The 22,793-nt window shown below is 68.7% G+C and carries 19 protein-coding genes; 9 read left to right on the top strand and 10 right to left on the bottom strand.

What is annotated here, in order from left to right; all coding sequences use genetic code 11:
- Nucleotides 1–33: 33 nt before the first annotated feature.
- Nucleotides 34–1,554: a flagellin gene (locus tag AAID08_RS17115; protein ID WP_395756697.1), complete on the bottom strand. Its 1,521-nt coding sequence runs from the start codon at nt 1,552–1,554 to the stop codon at nt 34–36.
- 123 nt (nt 1,555–1,677) lie between these two features.
- Complete coding sequence (locus tag AAID08_RS17110; RefSeq protein WP_054502200.1) at nt 1,678–2,535, bottom strand: LysR substrate-binding domain-containing protein; 858 nt, start codon at nt 2,533–2,535, stop codon at nt 1,678–1,680.
- 122 nt (nt 2,536–2,657) lie between these two features.
- Here AAID08_RS17110 and trpB point away from each other — a divergent pair, with 122 nt between their 5' ends.
- The 3 genes from trpB (at nt 2,658) to AAID08_RS17095 (ending at nt 7,265) form a co-directional block, all read left to right on the top strand.
- Nucleotides 2,658–3,866 (top strand): tryptophan synthase subunit beta, encoded by a 1,209-nt coding sequence (trpB, locus tag AAID08_RS17105; protein ID WP_054502201.1) that lies wholly within the window; start codon nt 2,658–2,660, stop codon nt 3,864–3,866.
- The gene (gene trpA / locus AAID08_RS17100; RefSeq protein WP_144657927.1) at nt 3,863–4,651 is read left to right on the top strand and encodes a tryptophan synthase subunit alpha; all 789 of its coding nucleotides are present in this window, start codon (nt 3,863–3,865) and stop codon (nt 4,649–4,651) included. The genes trpB and trpA overlap by 4 nt, the downstream gene beginning before the upstream one ends.
- Before the next feature lie 154 nt (nt 4,652–4,805).
- The gene (locus tag AAID08_RS17095) at nt 4,806–7,265 is read left to right on the top strand and encodes a DNA internalization-related competence protein ComEC/Rec2 (RefSeq protein WP_395756696.1); all 2,460 of its coding nucleotides are present in this window, start codon (nt 4,806–4,808) and stop codon (nt 7,263–7,265) included.
- 17 nt (nt 7,266–7,282) lie between these two features.
- Here AAID08_RS17095 and AAID08_RS17090 read toward each other — a convergent pair whose 3' ends face one another.
- A complete protein-coding gene (locus AAID08_RS17090) occupies nt 7,283–8,599 on the bottom strand; it encodes an ArgE/DapE family deacylase (RefSeq protein ID WP_372412812.1) in 1,317 nt (438 codons plus the stop codon).
- Between the two features lie 33 nt (nt 8,600–8,632).
- Nucleotides 8,633–9,949 carry an MFS transporter gene (locus AAID08_RS17085; protein WP_175166780.1) on the bottom strand — a complete coding sequence of 439 codons (1,317 nt, stop codon included), beginning with the start codon at nt 9,947–9,949 and terminating at the stop codon, nt 8,633–8,635.
- 137 nt (nt 9,950–10,086) lie between these two features.
- Here AAID08_RS17085 and AAID08_RS17080 point away from each other — a divergent pair, with 137 nt between their 5' ends.
- The gene (locus AAID08_RS17080; RefSeq protein WP_054502206.1) at nt 10,087–11,067 is read left to right on the top strand and encodes a LysR family transcriptional regulator; all 981 of its coding nucleotides are present in this window, start codon (nt 10,087–10,089) and stop codon (nt 11,065–11,067) included.
- A 22-nt stretch (nt 11,068–11,089) separates the two neighbouring features.
- Here AAID08_RS17080 and AAID08_RS17075 read toward each other — a convergent pair whose 3' ends face one another.
- Complete coding sequence (locus AAID08_RS17075; RefSeq protein ID WP_175142806.1) at nt 11,090–11,983, bottom strand: TonB family protein; 894 nt, start codon at nt 11,981–11,983, stop codon at nt 11,090–11,092.
- 16 nt (nt 11,984–11,999) lie between these two features.
- Entirely contained in the window at nt 12,000–12,887 is an 888-nt protein-coding gene (locus AAID08_RS17070; protein ID WP_054502208.1) for a LysR family transcriptional regulator, read from the bottom strand.
- A gap of 149 nt (nt 12,888–13,036) precedes the next feature.
- Between AAID08_RS17070 and AAID08_RS17065 the strand changes: the two genes are divergently transcribed.
- Nucleotides 13,037–14,680 carry a GMC family oxidoreductase gene (locus AAID08_RS17065; RefSeq protein ID WP_395756695.1) on the top strand — a complete coding sequence of 548 codons (1,644 nt, stop codon included), beginning with the start codon at nt 13,037–13,039 and terminating at the stop codon, nt 14,678–14,680.
- Between the two features lie 137 nt (nt 14,681–14,817).
- Here the strand turns inward: AAID08_RS17065 and cfa are convergent, their stop codons facing one another.
- Complete coding sequence (gene cfa / locus AAID08_RS17060; protein ID WP_054502210.1) at nt 14,818–15,993, bottom strand: cyclopropane fatty acyl phospholipid synthase; 1,176 nt, start codon at nt 15,991–15,993, stop codon at nt 14,818–14,820.
- Between the two features lie 401 nt (nt 15,994–16,394).
- Here cfa and AAID08_RS17055 point away from each other — a divergent pair, with 401 nt between their 5' ends.
- From AAID08_RS17055 to greB, 4 genes are all read left to right on the top strand, one after another.
- Complete coding sequence (locus AAID08_RS17055) at nt 16,395–16,967, top strand: hypothetical protein (protein ID WP_395756694.1); 573 nt, start codon at nt 16,395–16,397, stop codon at nt 16,965–16,967.
- A 139-nt stretch (nt 16,968–17,106) separates the two neighbouring features.
- Entirely contained in the window at nt 17,107–18,042 is a 936-nt protein-coding gene (locus AAID08_RS17050) for an alpha/beta fold hydrolase (protein WP_395756693.1), read from the top strand.
- 90 nt (nt 18,043–18,132) lie between these two features.
- Complete coding sequence (locus AAID08_RS17045; protein WP_054502213.1) at nt 18,133–18,978, top strand: 3',5'-nucleoside bisphosphate phosphatase; 846 nt, start codon at nt 18,133–18,135, stop codon at nt 18,976–18,978.
- Between the two features lie 89 nt (nt 18,979–19,067).
- Nucleotides 19,068–19,619 (top strand): transcription elongation factor GreB, encoded by a 552-nt coding sequence (gene greB / locus AAID08_RS17040; protein ID WP_049073253.1) that lies wholly within the window; start codon nt 19,068–19,070, stop codon nt 19,617–19,619.
- 186 nt (nt 19,620–19,805) lie between these two features.
- On the opposite strand, the gene AAID08_RS17035 is transcribed toward greB, so the two are convergent.
- From AAID08_RS17035 to AAID08_RS17025, 3 genes are all read right to left on the bottom strand, one after another.
- Nucleotides 19,806–20,837 (bottom strand): DctP family TRAP transporter solute-binding subunit, encoded by a 1,032-nt coding sequence (locus AAID08_RS17035; RefSeq protein WP_395756692.1) that lies wholly within the window; start codon nt 20,835–20,837, stop codon nt 19,806–19,808.
- Between the two features lie 73 nt (nt 20,838–20,910).
- Nucleotides 20,911–22,209, bottom strand: coding sequence for a TRAP transporter large permease (locus tag AAID08_RS17030; RefSeq protein WP_064526845.1), 1,299 nt, complete (start codon nt 22,207–22,209; stop codon nt 20,911–20,913).
- Complete coding sequence (locus AAID08_RS17025) at nt 22,206–22,757, bottom strand: TRAP transporter small permease (protein ID WP_064526842.1); 552 nt, start codon at nt 22,755–22,757, stop codon at nt 22,206–22,208. Before AAID08_RS17025 ends, AAID08_RS17030 begins: the two co-directional genes overlap by 4 nt.
- Nucleotides 22,758–22,793: the final 36 nt, after the last annotated feature.

Here is a 22,793-nt window from a genome sequence, read left to right as displayed (position 1 = left end):
GCCGCGCGCGTTCGCACCTGCGCCAATGACGCCTCAATCCTCCTGCAGCAACGCCAACACGTTCTGCGCCAGTTGGTTGGCCTGCGTCAGCGCCACCTTGCTGGCCTGCTGCAGGATCTGTTGCCGGGTCAGGTTGGAGGTTTCGATGGCGTAGTCCGCGTCCTCGATGCGGCTGCGGGCCTGGCTGAGGATGCCGGCGGTGTGGTTCAGGTTGGTGATGACCGAACCCAGGCGGTTCTGCATCGCGCCCAGTTCGCCGCGCAGGCCGTCCACCTGGTCCAGCGCGTTGCTCACCCGCTTCATGGGCATGACCTTCATGTTGACCGTGGGCGGGGCGTCCTTCGGCTTGAATTCCACCTGCCCGGTGGCCGAAATGCTGATGTCGTAGAAATTGCCGTCGCTGCCGCTGATGACATAGTCGCCATTGGCGTTGCCGCTGGCGTCGGTGAGGTAGTGCACTTTGCTGTCGTGATCGAACAAAGGCCGGCCGTCGGCGGTGACGGGCACGGGCGCGAGGCGCTGGAGGAAGTCGAACAGCTTGATCGGCGTGCCCTTGCTGACCGAATCGGCCGTGGCCGCGGCGGGAGGCGTGGTTGGCGCCGGGGCCGTCGCGGGAGGGGGCGTCACCGGCACCGGGACTTGCTGGCCGACGAGGTAGGCGGTGCTGCCGGCTATTTGGGCGCGTTCCGCCGCACTGACTTTCGCCACATCGAAGGGCGTCAAGCCGGCGACGTCGATATCGAGGGTGCCGCCGACGGGGGCCGGCAGCGCGACCCGGTAGGAGTCTCCCAGCGGATTCACCAGTGGACCCACCGTTCGGACCACGTAGTTGCTGGTGCCGTTGAAGTCATATTGGATGAGGAATGCCTGGAACATGGTGAAGGTTCTGCCTCCGTCCCTGATGGCCAGCGTTGCCGGGGTGGTGGCGGGCGGGGGAGCCGCCGGGCCGGGAGCCGCGACGGCGGGGCCGGGTGGCGCGGCGATGTCCAGCATGGTTTTGTCGGTGGCGCCGCCCAGCCGTGGATCGCGCACCACGTCGATCCCGTCCAGGTTCAGGGTCCTGGTATTGACGAGCTTTGTATTGAGGTCGATGGTCTCGCCGTCATGCGCGCCGACCTGGATCGAGATGCCGGCGTCCAGCGCCAGCACGTCCAGGTTGTTGAAACGGGTCTGGTGAGATATCCGCTCGATTTCGCCCAGTTGCTGGTCGATCTCGGCCTGGATGGATTCGAGGTCGCTGAGCGAGTTGGTGGAATTCTGCGCCTGCACCGAGAGTTCGCGGATGCGATGCAGGCTGCGATCCATCTCGCCCAGCGCGCCCTCGATGGTCTGCGCCAGCGAGATACCGTCGTTGGCGTTGCGCGCCGCCTGGCGCTGGCCGCGGATCTGCGCAGTGAAGTGGTTGGCGATGGCTTCGCCGGCGGCGTCATCCGCCGCGTGATTGATGCGCTGGCCGGATGACAGCCGCTCGATGGCCACGCCTTGCGCGGCCTCCGATTTGCCCAGATTGGTGCGAGCCCGCAGCGACAGGGACTGGCTTCTGATCGAGGGCATGTTGTTCTCCAATGCAAGATTGCCCGCCGGCGAGGCCGCGGGCCGATCAAAAATGCTAAGCCGATCCCCCGCCGGCCGTCTCGCCGCGCGCGCGAATCCCAGATTCGTCCTATGGGGCGCGGCTCAGGGAGCGTCGGACAGCGCCTGCGCCTTCAGCCAGCGCCTGAAGTCGGCAACGACTTCACGGGCGTCGGTGCGGGCGTACAGGCTGAATCGGCCGCCGGTATCCTGGAACCCGAGCGGGGCGGCCAGCCGGCCGGCCCGGATGTCGGCCTGCGCTAGTTCCCGCGGCGCGATGCCGATGCCCAGGCCGGCTACCGCGGCCTCGAGCAGATGGCCGAGCTGGTCGAACTGGCGCCGGGGCTGTTGCGCGTCCAGCGTCACGCCGTGGGCCTGCGCCCAGTGCTCCCAGGCGGCGGGGCGCGCCGCGGCATGCAGCAACGGGGAGCCCAGCACGTCGGCCGGCCGCCGGATCCGCCCGGCCAACGCCGGGGCGCAGACGGGTCCGATGCTCTCCCGGAACAGCGGCACCGCCTCGATGTCCGGCGACCGGTGTTCGTCGGCCACGATCAGCACATCGACCACGCGCCGTTCCAGCAATGCGATGTCGGCCGCCGTCTGCAGCCGTACCTGGACGCCGGGATGGGCGCGTTCGAAATCCTCGAGCCGGGGGATGATCCAGTTGGACAGCAGGCTGGCAGGCGCGCCGACGACCACCTCCGCCGAGGTGGCGCGGCCGAGCAGTTCGGCCAGGCGCTGCTCGAGCATGTCGAACGCCGGCAGGCAGACGCGTTGCAGGTCCTGGCCCGCCGCGGTCAGCCGCACGCCGTCGGAATGCCGCTCGAACAGCTTGCCGCCGAGCCAGGTCTCGAGTTGCCGGACCTGCTGGCTGACCGCGCTGTGCGACACGCCGAGCTCTTGCGCGGCGAGCGACAGGTTCAGGTGGCGGGCGGCGCTGTCGAAGACGCGCAGCGAATTCATGGGAGGCAGGTTTCTCATGTTTTGATATTAGAAAATCTGATATCAATGAGCAAGAAATCTATGATTTATCTAGGCATTTCACCTAGATACCATGGCGGACATGTTCCCGAAGGCCTGAAATCATGTCTTTTATCCCACATCCTGAATATCCCGATGCCGCCGGGCAGTTCGGCCGTTATGGCGGCCGCTACATGCCCGAGACGCTGGCCCCGGCGCTCGATGCGCTGGAACACACCTTCCGCGCGGTTCGCGAGGACCCTGCGTTCTGGACCGAGTACCGCGCAATGCTGGCCGACTACGTCGGACGCCCGAGTCCGCTGCTGCATGCCGAGGCGATCAGCGAGGAACTGGGCGGCGCGCGCGTCTTCCTCAAGCGCGAGGACCTTAACCACACCGGCGCCCACAAGATCAACAATTGCCTGGGCCAGGCGCTGCTCGCCCGGCGCATGGGCAAGCGCCGCATCATCGCCGAGACCGGCGCGGGGCAGCACGGAGTGGCCACCGCCACGGTGTGCGCCTTGTTCGGCCTGGAATGCGTGGTCTACATGGGCGAGGTCGACGTGGCGCGGCAGTCCTCCAATGTGGCGCGCATGGAGATGCTGGGCGCGCAGGTCCGGCCCGTGCCGGACGGCAGCGCCACGCTGAAGGACGCAATGAACGCCGCCATCCGCGACTGGATCGCGCATCCGGACGACACCTACTACCTGCTGGGGACGGGCGCGGGGCCGCATCCCTATCCCTGGCTGGTGCGGGAGTTGCAGAAAGTCATCGGCGAGGAGACGCGGGCGCAGATTCTCGCGAAGACCGGGCGGCTGCCGGACGCGATGGTCGCCTGCGTGGGCGGCGGCTCCAACGCCATCGGCTTCTTCCATCCCTTCCTGAACGATGCCGGCGTGCGGCTGTTCGGCATCGAGGCGGGCGGACGCGGCACGCAGACCGCCGAGCACGCCGCCAGCATCGGCGAAGGCTCCCCCGGCGTCCTGCATGGCTGCCGCAGCTACTTCCTGCAGGACGCGGACGGCCAGATCCAGAACGCGCATTCGATTTCGGCCGGTCTCGATTACCCCGGCGTCGGCCCGGAGCATGCCCTGCTGCACGATACCGGGCGGGTCGTCTACGAATCGGTCACCGATGCCGAGGCGGTCGACGCCTTTCTGTGGCTGACGCGGCGGCAGGGCATCATCCCCGCGCTGGAAAGCGCCCATGCCTTGGCCTATGCCAGGAAACTCGCCCCGCTCATGGAGCGTGACCAGGCGCTGGTGGTCTGCCTGAGCGGACGCGGCGACAAGGACCTGAATTCGGTCCTGCAATTCACCGGAGAGGCCGCATGAGCCGTATCGAACAGACCCTGGCGGCGTTGCGCGCCGCCGGCCGGCCGGGCCTGGCCGCCTATTTCACGGCGGGCGATCCGTCCTACGATGACTGCCTGGCCTTGCTGAAAGGCCTGCCCGCCGCCGGGGCAGACGTGATCGAACTGGGCATGCCGTTCAGCGACCCGATCGCCGACGGGCCCGTGCTGCAACAGGCCAATGCGCGCGCGCTGAAGGCGGGGCAGACCCTGCGCCGCACGCTCGACCTGGTCGCCGCCTTCCGCGAAGAGGACGAGCGCACGCCTGTCGTGCTGATGGGCTATCTGAACCCGCTGCTGCGCTATGAGGCGGCCAGCTTCATGGCCGATGCGGCCTGGGCCGGCGTCGACGGGCTGATCGTGGTGGACCTGTCGCCCGAGCACGCCGCCGGCATCGAGCGGTTGGCGCGGCGCCACGGCATTGCGCTCATCAAGATGACCGCGCCGACGACGACCGAAGCGCGCCTGGAGAAAGTGCTGGAAGGCGCCAGCGGCTTCGTGTACCACGTGATGCTGGCGGGCACGACGGGCGCGGCGCTGCCGTCGGACGCCGTGATCGCCGCTGCGCTGGAACGCATCCGGGCGAAGACCTCCCTGCCGATTGCCGCGGGCTTCGGCGTGCGCACCGCCGAACAAATGAAGGCGGTCGGGCGCCATGCGGATCTGGTGGCGGTCGGGACCCGGCTGGTCGAGGTGCTGGCGGCGGGCGGGGTGGGGGCGGCGCTGGCGGAAGTGCGCGGGTTGGGGGCGGCGGCAAGAGGGGAGTGATGGCTGGATGGGACTCCGACGGTTTCCCGAGGTGGGCAAATCCCTTCATACACCGACCGCCTGAGCGCCTGTCGCCCTACGCTGATCCGTTTCCCGGGAGACGGATATCAAGGGGCGCATATTCTGCCTGGCCATCGTGGCGGGCGCGGGGGCGGTGCAGACACTCGCGGCGCTGCCGGGGGCGTGGTTCTACCTGACCGCCGGCGCGGCCTGCGCCTTGTTGCCCTTGGCTGCCCGGCGCTGGCAGGGCTGGCTGGCGGGGATGCTGGCCTGCCTGATCGCGGGGTTGCTGGTGGGCGCGGTCAATGCCGCGCTGCGGGCGCAATGGCGCCTGGATGACGCGCTGGCCGACGCGCACCAGGATGCCGTCGCGCGGCTGGCGTTGCGCGTGGCCGAGCTGCCCGACGATGACGCAGGCGGCTTGCGGTTCGTGGGCGAGCAGGTCGGGCCGCCGCGATCCGGCATTCCCCTGCGCATCCTGGTGTCGTGGCTGGCGCCGCCCGGCGCGCAGCCGGGGCTGCCGGCGGTGGCGCCGGGCCAGGTGTGGCGCATGGCGCTGGTGCTGCGCCGGCCGCATGCGCCGCTCAATCCCGATGCGCCGGATGGCGAGGCGCGCCTGTTCGCGCGCGGGTTGCGCGCCACCGGCACGGTGCGGGGCCAGCCGCGATTGCTGGAAGACCAGCCCTGGGCGTCTGCCGGCATCGCCATCGAGCGTGCCAGGTATCGCGTGCGCGCAGGCATGCGGCGGGCGCTCGGCGGCCATCGCTACGCGCCGGTGCTGATCGCGCTGGCGATCGGTGATCAGGCCGGCGTGGCGCGGGACGACTGGCGAGTCTTCAATCGCAGCGGCATCACGCATCTGGTGTCCATCAGCGGCATGCATGTGACCTCGATCGCGGGCCTGGCGGCCTGGTTGCTGGCGGCGATGTGGCGGCGCGCGCGCTGGCGCGGCATCGGCCTGGCCGAGCGGGTGCCTGCGCGCATCGCCGGCGGCGCGGCGGCGATGGTCGTGGGGCTGGCGTATTGCCTGCTGGCGGGCTGGGGCGTGCCGTCGCGGCGCACGTTCTTCATGCTGCTGGTGGTGTTGGCGGCGGGCTGGTCGCGCCTGCGGATATCGGCGGGGCGGGTGCTGGCGTTCGCGGCGGCGGCTGTGGTGATGCTGGATCCATGGGCGCCGATAACGGCGGGTTTCTGGTTGTCGTTCGGCGCGGTGGCGATCCTGCTGCGCGTGGCGCAGGCGCCGCGCGACGCCGATGCCGGGTGGCGCCAGCGCTGGGCCGCGGCGCTGGCGCAGGCGACGCGGCTGCAGTTGACCGTGACGCTGGGACTGACGCCGCTGCTGGCGTTCCTGGTGCATCAGGTCTCGCTCGGGTCGCCGCTGGCCAATGCGGTGGCGATTCCGGCGGTGACGTTCCTGGTCACGCCGCTGGCGCTGCTGTGCGCCATGTTCTCTGTGGCGCCGGCCACGGCCGGCGTGGCCGCGGTGGCGGGGCAGGCGGGGGCGTGGGTGTTCGACCTGGCGATGACGGTGGTCGCGTGGGTGGGCAACGCGGACTGGGCCAGCTTCACGGTGGCGGCGGCGCCGTGGCCCTGGCTGCTTTGGGCGCTGGCTGGGATGGCGTGGGCCTTGCAGGCACAGGGCTGGCCGGCGCGGCGCCTGGGCTGGCTGTGCATGCTGCCGCTGTTGTGCTGGCGGCCCGAAAGGCCCGAGCCGGGCTACTGGCGCATGAGCGCGATGGACATCGGCCAGGGCAGCGCGATCCTGGTGGAGACCGCGACCCAGGCCCTGTTGTTCGATGCCGGTCCGCGCCATTTCGGCGGCGGCGACGCGGGCGAACGGGTGATCGCGCCGCAGTTGCAGGCGCGCGGCATCGACAAGCTGGACGTGCTGGTGCTGTCGCACGCGGACCTGGATCACGTGGGCGGCACGCGCTCGGTGCTGGCGGCGGTGCCGGTGGCGCGCAGCTATGCGTCGTTCGATGTGGCGGCGTGGCTGCGGCGTGATGTCAGGCTATGGTCCGGGCAGCGTGGGGCATCGACGGCGGCGACATCGTCCCGGGGCAGTTTGCCGGCCGGCGAATCTTCGAATCGCGCACCGGACCGGGGCGCCTCCTACGTTTCTCCGGCCCGGATGCTGCGCTGCGAGCGCGGCGACAGTTGGCGTGTTGACGGCGTGACCTTCACCTTCCTGCATCCCGCGGCGGCAGCGGCCGCGCTGGGGGCCGATCGCAACGCCAACAGTTGCGTGTTGCGCGTCGCGGGCCGCGCCCATTCGCTGCTGCTGACCGGCGACATCGGCGTGGCGCAGGAGCGCGAGCTGGCCGCGCTCGGCCTGCCGCCGACCGATATCGTGCTGGCGCCGCATCACGGGTCGGCATGGTCATCCGGACGGGAGCTGGTGGCCGCCGCGCATGCCGGCCACGCGATTGCCCAGTGCGGCTACCTGAACCGTTTCGGCCACCCGGCCCCGGCGGTGGAACGGCGCTGGCTCCGCGCGGGCGCGGCGTTCTGGCGCAGTGACCGCGATGGGGCGGTGACGGCCGAGTCGCGCGCCGATGGGCTGGCGGTGTGGGCGCAACGCGAGCGGCACCGGCGCTACTGGCATGGGCGCTGAGCCGGCCCGCGCCGGGTTCAGTCCGCCTGGGCGTTCGTTTCGCTGATGCCACACCATTGGGCAATGAAAAGCGCAATGGTCTTGGTGATCAACCGCAGCGACTCGATGTGGACACGTTCATCAAAGCCATGGATGTCGAGCGACTTTGGACCATAGACCAGCGTCGGCATGTCGCCATAGATCACGAAGACACGGGCATCGAGATAGCCCGGGGTCGTGAAGCTTTCGAGCTCGCTCTTGAAGGCCTGCTGGTGGCAATCGCGCAGCGTGTTTTCGGCATCGCTGCCTTCTTCGAGCACGTAGCCTTCGGCATAGAAGCCGGTGTAGGCGACCTGGGGCGGCGTGCCGCCAAGCCGCGGGTCGGCGACGGCGTCGCGCAGGCAGGCGTCGATCTGCGCGCGGGCCTCATCCGCGGTGGTGCCCGGATAGATTGCCGCGCGCACGTCGAATTCACACCAGGGCGGTACCGTCGACGGCCAGTCGCCGCCCTCGATCTTGCCGATGTTGAAATTGATCGGATGGTCGAGATGTTCGAAATGGCGATGGCAGTGGTGCTCCGCGTTCCATTTGGCTTCGATCCCGCGCAACGCCTCGATGGCGGCGTAGGCGGCGTCGATGGCGTTGAAGCCGTTGGCCATCTCGCGGGTATGGGTGGGATGGCCCTGCACGCGGACCTTGAACCACAGCACGCCCACGTTGGCGCGCACCAGCATGTTCTCTTCCGGCTCCGGAATGATCACGGCGTCGGCCTGGTAGCCGCGCAGCAGGGCGGACAGGGCGCCGTTGCCGGTGCATTCCTCTTCGACCACCGACTGGAAATAGATCGGGGCGGCGGGTTCATAGCCGGCGGCGCGCACGGCGTCGTAGGCATACAGGTTGGCGGCCAGGCCCGCCTTCATGTCGGCAGCGCCACGTCCGTACATCCAGCCGTCGATGATCGCGGGGTCCCACGGTGAGCGGGACCACATATCCACGGGGCCGGTGGGCACCACGTCGATATGTCCGTTCAGGATGAGCGAGCGGCCCTGTTGCCGCAAGGGACGATAAGTGCCGACCACGTTGAAGGCGTTTTCATACGAGACGGTCACCGGGCCGAAGCCGGGGTGGGACTCGATGTCCTTGACGTCGATTTTCCAGCGGTCCATCGCGAAGCCGCGCGCGCGCATCGCCTCGTAGAGAAAGTCTTGCGCCGTATGCTCCTGTTCGCGCAGCGAGGGGAAGCGCACCAGATCCTGGGTGAAGGCCAGTTGGGCGTCGAAATGCGCGTCAACGGCTTGCAGGATCCGGCGGGTCTGCGCTTCGGTGAGCGCGGGCGGGGAGGTGGTCTGTGTCATCGGGTTTCCTGAAAGAAGGAGAAGCGGGGCGGCTCAGGCCGCGGCAGCGGGGGTGACTTCCAGCGCCAGGCGGCGCTTGTGGCCGGCCAGGGCCCAGATCGACACGAGCGTGATCGCCGACAGCGTCGAATAGAAGATCGCCAGCGGCAGCCATTGGCCGGGGTAGTGGTAGGTCAGCCAGGTGCCGACCAGCGGCGTCATGCCGCCCGCCACCGCGCCGCACAACTGGTACGACAGCGAGATGCCGGAATAACGCACGTGGGTGGGGAACGCCGAGCTGATGTAGCCGGCCATGGCGGAATAGATCGCGGCCATGAAGACCAGCACGATGGCGATGCCGCCGACGATGCTGTAGGGCGTGCCTTGCGACACGAGCATGAACATGGGATAGGGCGCCAACACCGAGAAGAAGGCCGCCGTAATGAGGACCCGGGTGGGGCCAACGGCGTCGGCCAGCCAGGCCGCCACCGGCTGCACGAAGAACTGGATGATGGCGACCACGAACAGGCAGTCCAGGACCAGCGTGCGGCTCAGGCCCATTGTCTGGGTCGTGTACGACAGCATGAAGGTGTTGGTGAAGTAGATGCCGCCGATCGCCACGGTGCACACCCCCATGCACAGCAGCACGGTGCGCCAGGCGGTGCGCAGCACTTCCTTGGCCGGGATCTCGGCGCGTTCCTGGCGTTCTAGCACTTTCGCGAAATCGGGCGATTCATTGACGCCGACGCGGATGAAATAGCCGACCAGCAACAGGACCGCGCTGATCAGGAAGGGAACGCGCCAGCCCCAGCTCACGAAATCGGCCTCGTCCAGCGTGGTCAGCAGCCGGAACGCGAGTAGCGACAGGATCAGGCCGGCCGGGCTGCCCAATTGCGCGAACGAGGCGGCGAACGTGCGGCGGCGTTGCGAGGCGTGTTCGCCGGCCATCAATACAGCGCCGCCCCACTCGCCGCCAACCGCCAGCCCCTGTGCCAGGCGCAGCAGCAGCAACAGGGCGGGCGCCCAGAGGCCGGCGGTGGCATAACTGGGCAGCAGGCCGATGCCGACCGTGGCCAGCCCCATGATGACCAGGGTCGCCATCAGTGCGTTCTTGCGGCCGACACGGTCGCCCAGGTGGCCGAAGAGGACGCCGCCGAGCGGCCGTGCAAGGAAGCCGGCGGCGAACGTGCCAAACGACGCCATGGTGCTGATGAACGGATCGGCGGTGGGGAAGAACACTTTGCCGAACACCAGCGCGGCGGCCGTGGCGTAGATGTAGAAGTCGTACCACTCGATGGTGGTGCCGACGAATGCGGCGGTCGCGGCCCGGACAGGTTGGCGCGCCGCCGGAGCATGGGCGGGAGCGGTCATGGGGTTTCCTCTTGTGGGTGTTGTCGTTGTTCGAAGGCGTCTTTATCGCGCCCGCCTCGATATAACGTCAATTTATGATTTTTAATTTTTCACTTAAGTTAAATTGATGTCTTGCCGATTCCCTGCAAAGGCCGCCGATGAACAACGCCCACCCCGCCGACGCCCGCAGCGGCGACCGCCTCGACTGGAACCTGCTGCGGACCTTCCTGGTGATCGTGCAGGAGCGCAGCATCAGCGGCGCGGCCGCCAAGCTGCACCTGACGCAATCGGCCGTCAGCCAGGCGCTCAAGCGACTGGAGGAACAGTTGGACCGGCGCCTGATCGAACGGCACAACCAGGCGTTCACCGTCACCAATGCCGGTGAAGAGGTGTGTCGCGCGGCGCAGGCCATCTATGGCAACGTCGCGCAGTTGCTGACCGACGTCTCGCAGACGGAAGTCGAGGCGACCGGCCGCATCCACTTGCTGGTGGCCAGCCGTATTCACTCCCAGGTCTATGACGATTTCTGGGCGGCGTTCCATGCGGCCTATCCGCGCATCGAGGTGCAGATGGATGTGTTGCCCAGCAGCGAGATCGTTACGCTGATGCAGCAACGCGTGGGCACGGCCGGCATCGCGCTTTGCCGGCAGATGCCCAAGCGGCTCGAGAACAAGGTTTTCCTGCACCAGCGCTACGCGCTGTTCTGCGGGCGCAACCACGCATTGTTCGGTCGTCAGGACCTGCGCATCGAAGACCTGATGGGCGAAAACTTCGTCTCTTTCGCCAGCGATGCCCTGGGCGACAGCCTGTCGCCGCTGACGATTTTTCGCGACCAGCGGGGGTTTTCAGGGCGGGTGGTGGCGACGTCCACGCAGCATGACGAAGTCAAGCGCTTGCTCGTCGCCGGCTTCGGCATCGGTTGCCTGCCCGAGCACAGCGTACGGCGCGATCTCGCCGAGGGCCGGTTGTGGCGGCTGCCGCCCGGCGAGGGCGTGTGTTCGGTCGACCTGCACCTGTTGTGGCACCGGGACGTGCAACGCAGTCCGGCCGAGGCGGCTTTCCTCAAGCACTTTCGCGACTACATCGACGGTTTCACCATGGCCGAGCGGCTGGTGCCCGGCAACCTGCCGCCGCCTTGATGCGTCAGGTCCCCCGCCCGGGTCAGCGGGCCCGGGCGGCGATGCCGTCGCGCACTTGCCGGAACATCGTCATCGCGGCGGGCATGGCATCGCGTTGGGTGGCGCAGGCCATGCGGACGCGGCCTTGCGGCAATACGATGTCGGCATAGTAGTGCAGCGTGTCCGGGTGGCTGGGGCCCGGCGCCGCAAGGTAGTCCAGGCCCTGCGCGCCGTCCAGGGTGAAGCGGTCGTACAGCTCGATGGACCCGCCCAACCGGCGCTGCCGGCGTTCGGCGGCGGCGACCTGCGCGCTTGGCGCCGGCGCGGCGGGGGGCTTGGCGCCAGCCCGCGTGGCCTGGAAGCCGATCCGGCACAGGTACCTGGCGTCCCGCGCCCTGGGCGGGAAGTCATCGGGGCTGGAGATCTCGATCTGGGCGTCGTACCTGCCGCGGGTGGGCGCGGGGCCGGCCCGCAGCGGCGAGGGCACGGTGACGCTGAAGCCGGTGGCGGCGTCGACGTAGCGGCGCGGCGGGATGTCGGCGGGCGGCCCCCGGTCGGTGGCGGGCGCCGTGTCGTCTTCCTGCTGGAAGCGCAGCGGCAGCATCAGCTCGGTTTTTTCCTGGGTCATGGCGTCCGGAAAAGCGGGCAGCGGGCCGGCGCGCCGCACCATGGCGACGGCGGCCTGGTCGACGGCGGCGTCGCCGGAGGACCGGCTCACCACGACGTCGTAGATGGCGCCGTTGCGTAGCGCCGTGATCTTCAGGGACAGGCTGATCGGGCCGCTGAGGCGGTGCGCCTCTTTCGGATAATCCAGGCGGCTGATCAGGCGGCGTTGCACGGCCCGGGTCCATTCGGCTTCGTTGCCGGGGGCGGCGGCCATGACGGGGACGGCGGCGCAGGCCAGGGCCAGGCCGATAGCGAGCAAGCGTGAGCGCACGGGGAGTCTCTCCTGGTCAGCCGAATGCCGCCCGCACCGCGTCGAAAGACGCGGCGATCATCGGCTCCTCGCGCCGCGCGGCCAGCGTGATGAAGGCCAGTTCCGCCTCGATCGACAGCCCCGGCGCCAGCGCCAGCCCGTGCGCCTGCGATTCGCGCAGGGCGATGGAGTCGCGCGCCAGGGTCAGGCCGACGCCGGAGCGCACCAGGTCCAGCATCGAGGCCTCCTGGTCGACTTCGGCGACCGCGTTGGGGGCGACGCCCAGTTCGCTGAATTTCGTCGCGAGCAGGCGGTGATGGACCGAGTCGGGCGGCGTCCAGATCCAGGGCAGCGCGGCGATCTCGTGCCAGCCGCGGCCGGCCAGTTGCGGGCCCCAACCCTTGGGAGCGACCACGTAGTAGGAGAACGCCGCCAGCGGCAGGGCATGCAGGGCGGGCTGGCCGCTGGCCTGATCGCGCGGGCCGAGGGAAAAGCCGACGTCCAGCTCGCCGTTGCGCACCTGGCGCGCAACCGAGCCGGACATGCCGTGGCGCAGCGTGGGGCGGATCTTGGGATAGTGCTGGACCAGGTGGCGCAGGGTGGCGCCCAGCCGCAGGAATTCGGGGTCGAGGATGGTGCCCAGGCGCAGTTCGCCCTGCACCGTGACGCGCAGCGCGCCGATGGCGCGCTCGAAGTCCTCGAGCGCGTCCAGCACGCGCTGGGCCGAGGGCAGCAGCGCGCGCCCATCGGCGTTGGGCGCCAGGCCCTGGGCGGTGCGGGTGAACAGCGGCAGGTCCAGGGTTTCCTGGAAGCTCTTGAGCTGCAGGCTGAGCGCAGGTTGCGTCAGGTGCAGGTGTTCGGCCGCGCGCGTCAGGTTGCCGACACGCGCCACCGCGGCGAAGGTGCGGATGTGCTTGAGGTCCATGGCTCCGGTCCCGTCAGGGCGATACCCATTATTAAAGAGTCTTATAAAGCGCTTTTCAACAATTGATTGGACAGGGGCGTCCGGCTGCGCGACAGTGGCGCAGCGACTGGTGACTGACAAGAAGTCGAGACTCAAAAGAAGAAGCGCAAATGGAGACATACGACTACATCATCGTGGGCGCCGGGTCGGCTGGCTGCGTGCTGGCCAACCGCCTGAGCCGTGACCCGGCGGCGCGCGTGCTGCTGCTGGAGGCGGGCGGCCGCGACAACTACCACTGGATCCACATTCCGGTCGGCTACCTGTACTGCATTGGCAACCCGCGCACCGACTGGATGTACCGCACCGGCGCCGAGCCTGGGTTGGGCGGGCGGTCGCTGATCTATCCGCGCGGCCGGGTGCTGGGCGGCTGCTCGTCGATCAACGGCATGATCTACATGCGCGGGCAGCGCCAGGACTACGACGAGTGGGCCGAGGCCACCGGGGACCCGTCATGGCGCTGGGACCAGGTGCTACCGGTGTTCAAGCGCAGCGAAGACCACTATCGCGGGGCCGATGAATTCCATGGCGTCGGCGGCGAATGGCGGGTCGAGGCGCAGCGGCTGCGCTGGGACATCCTCGACGCCTTCGCAGACGCGGCGGAGCAGGCGGGCATCCCCCGCGTGGCGGACTTCAACCGGGGCGACAACTTCGGGGTCGGCTATTTCGATGTGAACCAGCGCCGCGGCTGGCGCTGGAACACCGCCAAGGCGTTCCTGCGGCCGGTGCGCGAGCGGCCCAATCTGCGGGTGATGACGGGCGCGCACGCCGAACGCCTGCTGTTCGAGGGCACGCGCTGCGTCGGCGTGCAGGTGCGCCGCGACGGGCAAACCGTCAGCATCCGCGCGGCGCGCGAGGTGGTGCTGGCGGCGGGCGCCGTCAATACGCCGCAACTGCTGGAACTGTCGGGAATCGGCGAGCCGGCGCGCCTGCGCGAAAGCGGCATTGCGCTGCATCACGCCTTGCCCGGCGTGGGCGAGAACCTGCAGGACCACCTGCAACTGCGCGTCATCCTGAAGGTGCGCGGCGTGAAGACGCTGAACCGCATCGCCTCGACCTGGTGGGGCAAGGCCGGCATCGGCCTGGAATACCTGCTGAACCGCAGCGGGCCGATGAGCATGGCGCCGTCGCAGTTGGGGGCGTTCGCCAAGTCCGATCCGGGCCAGGCGCGCGCCAACCTGGAATTCCACGTGCAGCCTTTGTCGCTGGGCGCCTTTGGCGAGCCGCTGCATGGTTTCGATGCCTTCACGGCCAGCGTCTGCAATCTGCGGCCGGTGTCGCGCGGCAGCGTGCACGCGCAGGGCGCGGACGGTTCGCTGCCGCCGGTGATCACGCCGAACTACCTGAAGGAAGAACAGGACCTGAAGGTGGCGGCCGACGCCATCCGGCTGGTGCGGCGCATCAGCGCGGCGCCGGCCTTGCAGCGCTACCAGCCGGAGGAATGGCTGCCGGGCCCGGCCTGCCAGAGCGAGGCCGAGCTGCGCGAGGCGGCCGGCAAGATCGGCACCACCATCTTCCATCCCGTCGGCACCTGCGCCATGGGCCGCCGCCCCGACGACGGCGCGGTGGTGGACGCGCGCCTGCGCGTGCATGGCCTGCAAGGCTTGCGCGTAGCCGACGCGTCGATCATGCCGACGATCACCTCGGGCAACACCAATTCGCCCACCATCATGATCGCGGAGCGGGCGGCGCAGATGATTCTGGAGGACGCGGTGCGCGTCGGCGCCGAGGCGCGGGCGGCCGAACTGGTCGCGTGACGCGGGGCGGGACGCGACCGTGGCGATCCGGGCGTGGCGCGTTGGAGGGGAGCGGCCAGGCCCGACATTTCCAGCCTGGAGCCCGGGCGGCGCCTTCCAGAGGAGGCGGTCCCCGGAAGGCGCTCCCCGAGTCCGCCTCAGCGCAGCGACCGGTACATCTCCTGGCGCTGCGGATGCGTCAGGATCACCTGCCACAGTTGCCCCTCGCGCGAGCGGAAGAAGCCGGCGCAACACATCAGGTAGTACTGCCACATGCGGTAGAAGCGCGTGCCGTAGCGCTCCTGCAACCGCGGCCAGGCGCGCTGGAAATTGTCCCACCAGGCCATCAGCGTGCGGTCGTAGTCGGCGCCGAAGTTGTGCCAGTCCTCGATGATGAAGCGGCCTTCGACCGCGGTGCTGATCTCGCGGGCCGACGGCAGCTTGCCGTTGGGGAAGACGTAGCGGTCGATCCAGGGATCGGTGCTCTGGCTGGTCGAGGCGATGCCGATGGTGTGCAGCAGGAAGATGCCGCCGGGCGCCATCAGCCGTTGCACATTGGTGAAGTAGGTGTCGTAGTTCTTGGGGCCGACGTGCTCGAACATGCCGACCGACACCACCTTGTCGAAGCTGCCCTGCAGGTCGCGGTAGTCCTGCAGCAGCAGTTCCACCGGCAGGCCGCGCACGCGCTCCTGGGCCAGCGCCAATTGCTCCTTGGAGACGGTGATGCCGGTGACCTTGACGCCATAGCGTTCGGCCGCGAACTTGGCCAGCCCGCCCCAGCCGCAGCCGATGTCCAGCAGCGTCTCGCCGGGCTTGAGCTGCAGCTTGCGGCAGATCATGTCGAGCTTGGCTTCCTGGGCGGCTTCGAGCGTGTCGGCCTGTTCCCAGAAGGCGCAGGAATAGATCATGCGGCTGTCGAGCATGGCCTCGAAGACGTCGTTGCCGGCGTCGTAATGCTGCTCGCCGACTTCGAAGGCGCGGCTTCGGGATTGCAGGTTGAACAGCTTGTGGCGCAGGTGTTCGGCGATCAGCTTGACGCGCGCCAGGCCCAGCGCGGCCGAGCCCATGTCGGCGCGCAGCAGGCGGGTGAAGAGTTCGTCGAGCTGCTCGCAGTCCCATTCGCCGTCCATGTAGGACTCGCCCAACCCCAGCGACCAACTGGCGAAGACGCGCTCGTACATGTGCTTGTCATGGACCTGGATGTCCCAGGGGCGCGAGCCGTTGATCCGGACATCCGCGCGCGCCAGCAGGTCCTGCAGGACCTTGGGCGGTGCGGGGGGGCCGGCGTCGGCGCGGGGTGGCGTTAGCTGAGTAGTCGGACTGCTTTGGTGCATAGTGGCTCCATATCAATTCTGGACTGACTGATCTGGCAATGCTCGAAGCGCATAACTCTCGCCCGGACCGGCGGATGGAATCCAATTTAATGATTGAATCGGCTCGATAGGCAATCGTAATTTCAGCGGGGTGTCAGCGCCGTGACACCGCGGCCGCTGACCCGGGACCCGCCAATCTTAACCAACGTATGCTGCTGCGCAAGGCCCAGACGCATCCTGCCACCAACAGGGCCGGGCCCAGGATAAAGACCATGGGGCCAATGGTGCCGTAGGCGCCCGACAGACGGTCGCACGCCGCTACACTGGTTGCCTGCAACGGCGCCGCCCGGGCCTGTCCGGGCGGCATTCGTGCCTGTCGCCGGCGGATTCCGCCGGGTCGCATCCGTCTCAAGGAGAGTCCCATGGCTGCGCGCATCCATCTTTTCGGCGCGTCCGGCTGCGGCGCCACCACGCTGGGCGCCGCGCTCGGCGCACGCCTGGGCGTGCCCCACCTCGAAGCCGACGACTACTACTGGCTGCCGACCGATCCGCCATTCACCGACAAGTATCCCAAGGAGGAGCGTTGGCGCCGCATCCGCGAACGGCTGCGAGGGCATGACGATTGGGTGCTCAGCGGCGGTTCGGTCTACCACTGGGGCGAGGGCCTGATTCCCGCGTTAACGCTGGTGGTGTTCCTGCGGCTGCCGGCGGCCGAGCGCATGGCGCGGCTGCGCCGCCGCGAGGTTGAACGCTATGGCGCGGCGCTGGAAAACGATCCCGCGGTGCGTGAGAAGAGCCGCCTTTTCCTGGAATGGGCCGCCGGTTACGACACGGGCGCCGAGGGAACGCGCACTTTGGCGCAGCACCGGGAATGGATCCGCCAACTGCATTGCCCGGTGCTGACGCTGGATACGCGCGCCAGCGTGGACGACCTGGCGGACCAGGTGCTGGCCGCATTGCCGCCGGACATGCGCGTATCCAGGAGTCCGGCCTGAGGCATTTAGCGGCCATCCCGCGCCGACTGGGGCGCGGCGGCCGCGCCGGCGTCCGGGCGGCGGCGCGCGCTTCCGATAAGATACCCGCCATGCACGGCGCCGCCATTGCGGCCGCGCGCCGGTTTTTCGGAGCACAACGATGCTGGATGCGAGCCTGGAACCCCGTTTGGAATTCGTCACCTGCGCCAGCCCGGCGGGCCTGCACCGCATGGCGTACTGGGAATGGGGCGATCCGGCCAATGACCGGGTGCTGGTCTGCGTCCATGGCCTGACCCGCAGCGGGCGCGATTTCGATACGCTGGCGCGGCGCCTGGCGGGGCAGTTCCGCGTGGTGTGCCCCGATGTGGTCGGCCGCGGTCGCTCGGACTGGTTGGTCAATCCGGCGTTCTATACCGTGCCGCAGTACGTGTCCGACATGACCACCCTGGTGGCGCGGCTGCGGCCCGCCTCGCTGGCTTGGGTCGGCACCTCGATGGGCGGGCTGATCGGCCTGGGGCTGGCCGGCGCCGCCGCGTTCGCGCGGGCGATGCTGCCGCTGCGCCCGCATGCGGGCATGCTGCCGCCGCAGGACGGCATCCGTTTGTCGAAGCTGGTGCTCAACGACGTCGGCCCGCGCCTGGAGACCGGCGCGCTGGCGCGCATCGGCCAGTACGTGGGCGAACCGGGCGCGTTCGGCTCGTTTGCCGAGGCGGTGGCGGCCATGCGTGCCAATTCCGAGACCTTCGGCCCGCACACGGACGCGCAGTGGGACCACCTGGCGCGCTTTGTCTATCCGGAGCAGGGCGGGCAGTGGGTCAAGCACTACGACCTGGCGCTGGCGCAGCCGATGGCGTTGCAGACCGGCGAGGAACTGGCCGCCGGCGAGCAGATCCTGTGGCGTTCGTATGACGCGGTCGACTGCCCGATCCTGATCGTGCGCGGCGAGCATTCCGATCTGCTGACCCGCGCCACCGTCGACGAAATGCGCCAGCGCAATCCGCGCGCCCGGCTCTACGAGGTGCGGGCCGTGGGCCACGCGCCGACGCTGATGGCCGACGACCAGGTGACAGCGGTGGCGGATTTCCTGTTGGCGTGACGGCCGCCTCGGCGGCCCCGTCGATCAATTGGGGACGCCGCTGGCCGGCGCCGCTACCCAGGGGGGCGGGGCTTCTCTACAATAGGTTCCATGACTACGCCCGTTCTCAACATCGATTTGCATTGCCATTCCACCGTGTCCGATGGCGCCCTGGCGCCGCGCGACGTGGCGCAGCGTGCGCACGCCAACGGTGTCGATGTCTGGGCCCTGACCGACCATGACGAGATCGGCGGCCTGGCCGAGGCCGCGGCCATGGCCGGTGAACTCGGCATGCGCTTTGCCACGGGCGTCGAGATCTCGGTGACCTGGGCCGGCCTGACGGTGCACATCGTCGGCCTGCGTTTCGATCCGTCCAATGTGGCGCTGGCCGACGGCCTGCGCAAGACGCGTTCGGGCCGCGCCGAGCGGGCCCGCCGCATCGGCGAGCGGCTGGCCGAGATGGGCATGCCTGGCGCCTACGAAGGCGCGCTGCCTTTCGCCGGCAACCCGGAATTGATCAGCCGCACGCACTTCGCGCGCTATCTGGTCGAGGCGGGTTACTGTCCCGACGTGCAGACCGTCTTCACCAAGCACCTGGGCGACGACCGCCCCGGCCACGTGCCCATGCAATGGGCCACCTTGGCCGAGGCGGTCGGCTGGATCCGCGGCGCCGGCGGCATTGCCGTCATCGCGCATCCGGGGCGCTACAAGTACACGCCGCTGCAGTTCGCCGCGCTGTTCGACGAATTCCTGCAGTTGGGCGGCGTGGGCATCGAAGTCACGACCGGCAGCCACACTGTTGAAGAGGCGCGCCAGTATGCCGAGGTGGCGCGCCGCTATGGTTTCCTGGCCTCGCGCGGGTCGGACTTCCATAGCCCGAAAGAAAGCCGCATGGACCTGGGCCGGCTGCCCCCGCTGCCGCCGGACCTGAAGCCGGTCTGGCACGACTGGTTCTAGCGCGGGCGGCGCGCCGCCGCCCGGCTCCTGGCATGGCGTGTCCATGCCGCCCTTGAATTGACTGATCGCGCGTCGACCGCGCCGCCGCCATGAACAAAGCATTTGTCAAAGAATCCGACAACGAGGACGACGATGACCTGCCGCAGGCCCAGGCATTGCCGGCCGGCACCAAGAACTACATGACGCCGGAAGGCTACGAGCGCCTGCGCGGCGAGCTGACGCACCTGATGAACGTGGAGCGGCCGGCGGTGGTGCAGGTGGTGTCGTGGGCCGCGTCCAACGGCGACCGTTCCGAGAACGGCGACTATCTCTACGGCAAGAAGCGCCTGCGCGAGATCGACCGCCGCATGCGTTTCCTGACCAAGCGCCTGGACATCGCCGAGGTGGTCGACCCGGCCGCCCAGCCCAACCGCGACCAGGTCTTCTTCGGCGCCACGGTGCTGTATTCCGACAAGGCCGGCGAGGAACATACCGTCACCATCGTCGGCGTGGACGAGGCCGAGCCGCTGGCCGGCAAGATCAGTTGGATCTCGCCGGTGGCGCGGGCGCTGATCAAGGCGCGGGAGGGCGACACAGTGGTGCTGCGCACGCCGGGCGGGATCGAGGAACTGGACATCCTGGAAGTGCGCTACCCGGGGTAGCGCGATGCCACGCGGCGGCGTTGCGGCGCCCGCCGCCGAAACGTACCCTCCAAAAGGCGACGGGCGCCGGCTTGTGGCCGGCGCCCGTCTTTGGTGGGCGGGATCTGACGTCCCTGCCTCGGTTGGCGGCTTGCGCCGCCGTTCCCCTGGGGCTTGCTGCTTGTTCGGTATCGTGTCCTGGCCGGATTACTTCTTGCGCGCCGCGATGGACTTCTCGGCCAGGTTGACCAGGTCCTCGCCGATCTGCTTCTTCCACTTGTCGTAGACGGGCTGGGTGACCTTGGCGAAGGCGTCGTGCTCGGCCTGGCTGAGCGAGGTCACGGTGACGCCGTGGCCCTCGATCTCCTTGAGCAAGGACGGATCTTCCGGCGTGACGCCCTTGCGCGCGATCACGATCTGCTGCTTGCCGGCGTCCAGCGCGGCCTGGCGCACGATGTCGCGGTCCTTCTCCGACCACGAATTCCACACCTCGCGGTTGACCACGAAGATCAGCGGATCGGCCACGTAGTTCCACAGCGTCAGGTACTTCTGGCCGACGGTGTAGAGCTTGGAGCCGGTGTAGATCGACAGCGGGTTCTCCTGGCCGTCGACCGCGCCGCTGGCCAGCGCCGGCTGGGCGTCGGCCCAGCTCATCTGGGTCGGGTTGGCGCCCAGCGCTGTGAACGTGTCGATGTACAGCGGCGAGCCGACCACGCGCAGCTTCATGCCCTTCATGTCCTCGGGCCGCTTGATCTCGCGCTTGGAGTTGCTGAGCTGGCGGTAGCCGTTTTCGCCCCAGGCCAGCGGCACCACGCCGGCCTTCTCGATCAGCTTGAACATCTCCTTGCCCACGTCGCCCTGCACCAGCGCGTCGATGGCGGCGTAGTCCGGCATCAGGAAGGGCAGCGAGAACAGGTTCAGTTGCTTGATCTGCGGCGACCAGTTGATGGTCGAGCCGACGGCCATGTCGATCACGCCCTGGCGGATGGCGGTGAATTCGCGGGTCTGGTCGCCCTGCACCAGCGAGGTGCCGGGGTAGACCTTGATGTTGATGCGGCCCTGCGTGCGCTCGCGCACCAGGTTCGACCAGATCTCGGCGCCCTGGCCCCACGGGAAAGTGGTGCCGACGACGATGGAGAGCTTGTATTCGGGCTTGTAGTTCTGCGCCTGCGCGGCGGCGGGCAGGCCAACCACGGCGGCGGCGCACAGGGTGGCGCCGATCAGCTTGCGGATATTCATGTTGCGTCTCCTCTCTTTGCGGGTCTGTCTGTTGTTGTCATGAATGCATGCCGGACGAGCCGGTCCGGGTCCCTCAATAGCCCAGCTTGTGCGGCAGCCACAGCGCCAACTGCGGGAACACCAGCACCGCCACCAGCACCAGGAACATCGCGCCCAGCAGCCACACCACCCAGCGCACGGTCGATTCCATCGGCACGCGCGCGATGCGGCACGACACCATCAGGTTGACCGCCAGCGGCGGGGTGAACTGGCCCAGCGCCACCTTCAGCGTCAGGATCACGCCGAACCACACCGGATCCCAGTTGTAGGCCTTGGCGATCGGCATCAGGAGCGGCACGAAGATCAGGAAGATGGAGATGCCGTCCAGGAACATGCCGACGGTCATCAGCAGCAGGATCAGCAGCGCCAGCACGCCCCATTCGCCCAGCCCGGAATTGACGATGGCGTGGGTGATCGGGTCGATCACGCTGAGCGTGGACAGGGCCCAGGCGAAGATGCCGGCCAGGGTCACCACCAGCATGATCACGGCCGACAGCTCGGCGGCCTCGCGCAGGATCACGTACAGGTCGCGCAGCTTGATGGTGCGGTGGATGCACATGCCCACGAACAGGCCGTAGAACACCGCGACCACGGCCGCCTCGGTGGGCGTGAACCAGCCCATGCGCATGCCGCCCAAAATCAGCACCGGCGCGGCCAGGCCCCACGAGGCTTCGCGCAGGCTTTTCCAGAACGGCGGACGCGGCAGGTGCGCTTCCAGCATGCCCATCTTGTGCTTGCGCGACAGCCACACGGCCGGCACGATCAGCGCCAGGCCGGCCAGGACGCCCGGCACCATGCCGGCGGCGAACAGCGCCGGCACCGAGGCTTCGGGCACCAGCACCGAATAGATGATGAAGGCCACCGATGGCGGGATCAGAATGTCGGTGGCCGCGCCGGCCGCCACCACCGAGGCCGAGAACGAGCCCGGGTAGCCGGCGCGCGACATGGCCGCGATCATCACCGCGCCCACCGCGGCGGCGCAGGCCGGGCCGGAGCCGGAGATGCCGCCCAGGAACATGGCCACGGCGATCGACACCAGCGGCAGCATGCCCGGGCCGCGCCCGACGATGGCGATGGCGAAATCCACCAGCCGCTTGGCCACGCCGGAGCGGTCGAAGATGGAGCCGACCAGCACGAACATGGGAATCGCCAGCAGCGGGTACTTGGCCAGCCCGGCGTAGAAGTTCTGCGGCACGGTCAGCAGGCCATACCAGGGCGTGTCCAGGTTGGACAGCACGATGGCCACGGTGCCGCCGATGCCCAGCGCCACGCCGACCGGCACGCCGATCAGCATCAGCGCGATGAAGACCGCGAACAGGATGCCGGCGATCATGCCTGGCCCTCGTCGGCCTTGGGTAGCGGCGCCTTCCACAGGCGCCGCAGCGTGCCCAGGGTGCGCAGCGAGATGGCGGCGGCCATCACCGGCAGCCAGATCGAATACCACCAGGTCGGCACGCCGATGGCCGGCGAGGTTTCCTCGTAGATGAATTCATCGGACACCAGCTTGACCGACAGCACCGTCAGCAGCACGAAGAACGCCAGCACGCAGAAGTTGGCGATCAGCGCCATGATGCGCTGGCGCCGCGGCGAGCCGTTGTCGGCCAGGATCTCGATGCGGATGTGGTGGTTGCGCACGAAGGCGACGCTGCCGCCGGCCATGGTCAGCACGATCAGCAGGAACACCGAGATCTCTTCGGTCCAGGCGAACGACTGGTCGGTGAAGTAGCGCACCAGCACGTTCAGGAAGGTAATCAGCGCCAAGGCCGCCAGCAGGATCACGGCCAGCCAGTCCTCGATGGCCAGCGGCACTTTCACGGCGGGGTCTGCTTCGGCGGGGATGATCGGTTCGACGGGCTCGGCGGGGGCTTCGGGGCGTGACATGTGAGGCGACGGCCAGCGCGGCGAGGCGCTTTCTTG

The organism is Achromobacter sp. EB05 (genome assembly GCF_044232075.1).
In the GTDB taxonomy this organism is placed as follows: Bacteria; Pseudomonadota; Gammaproteobacteria; order Burkholderiales; family Burkholderiaceae_B; genus Achromobacter; species Achromobacter dolens.
The sequence above is the reverse complement of the archived record's forward strand: the minus strand, read 5'-3'. Positions and strand labels throughout refer to the sequence as shown.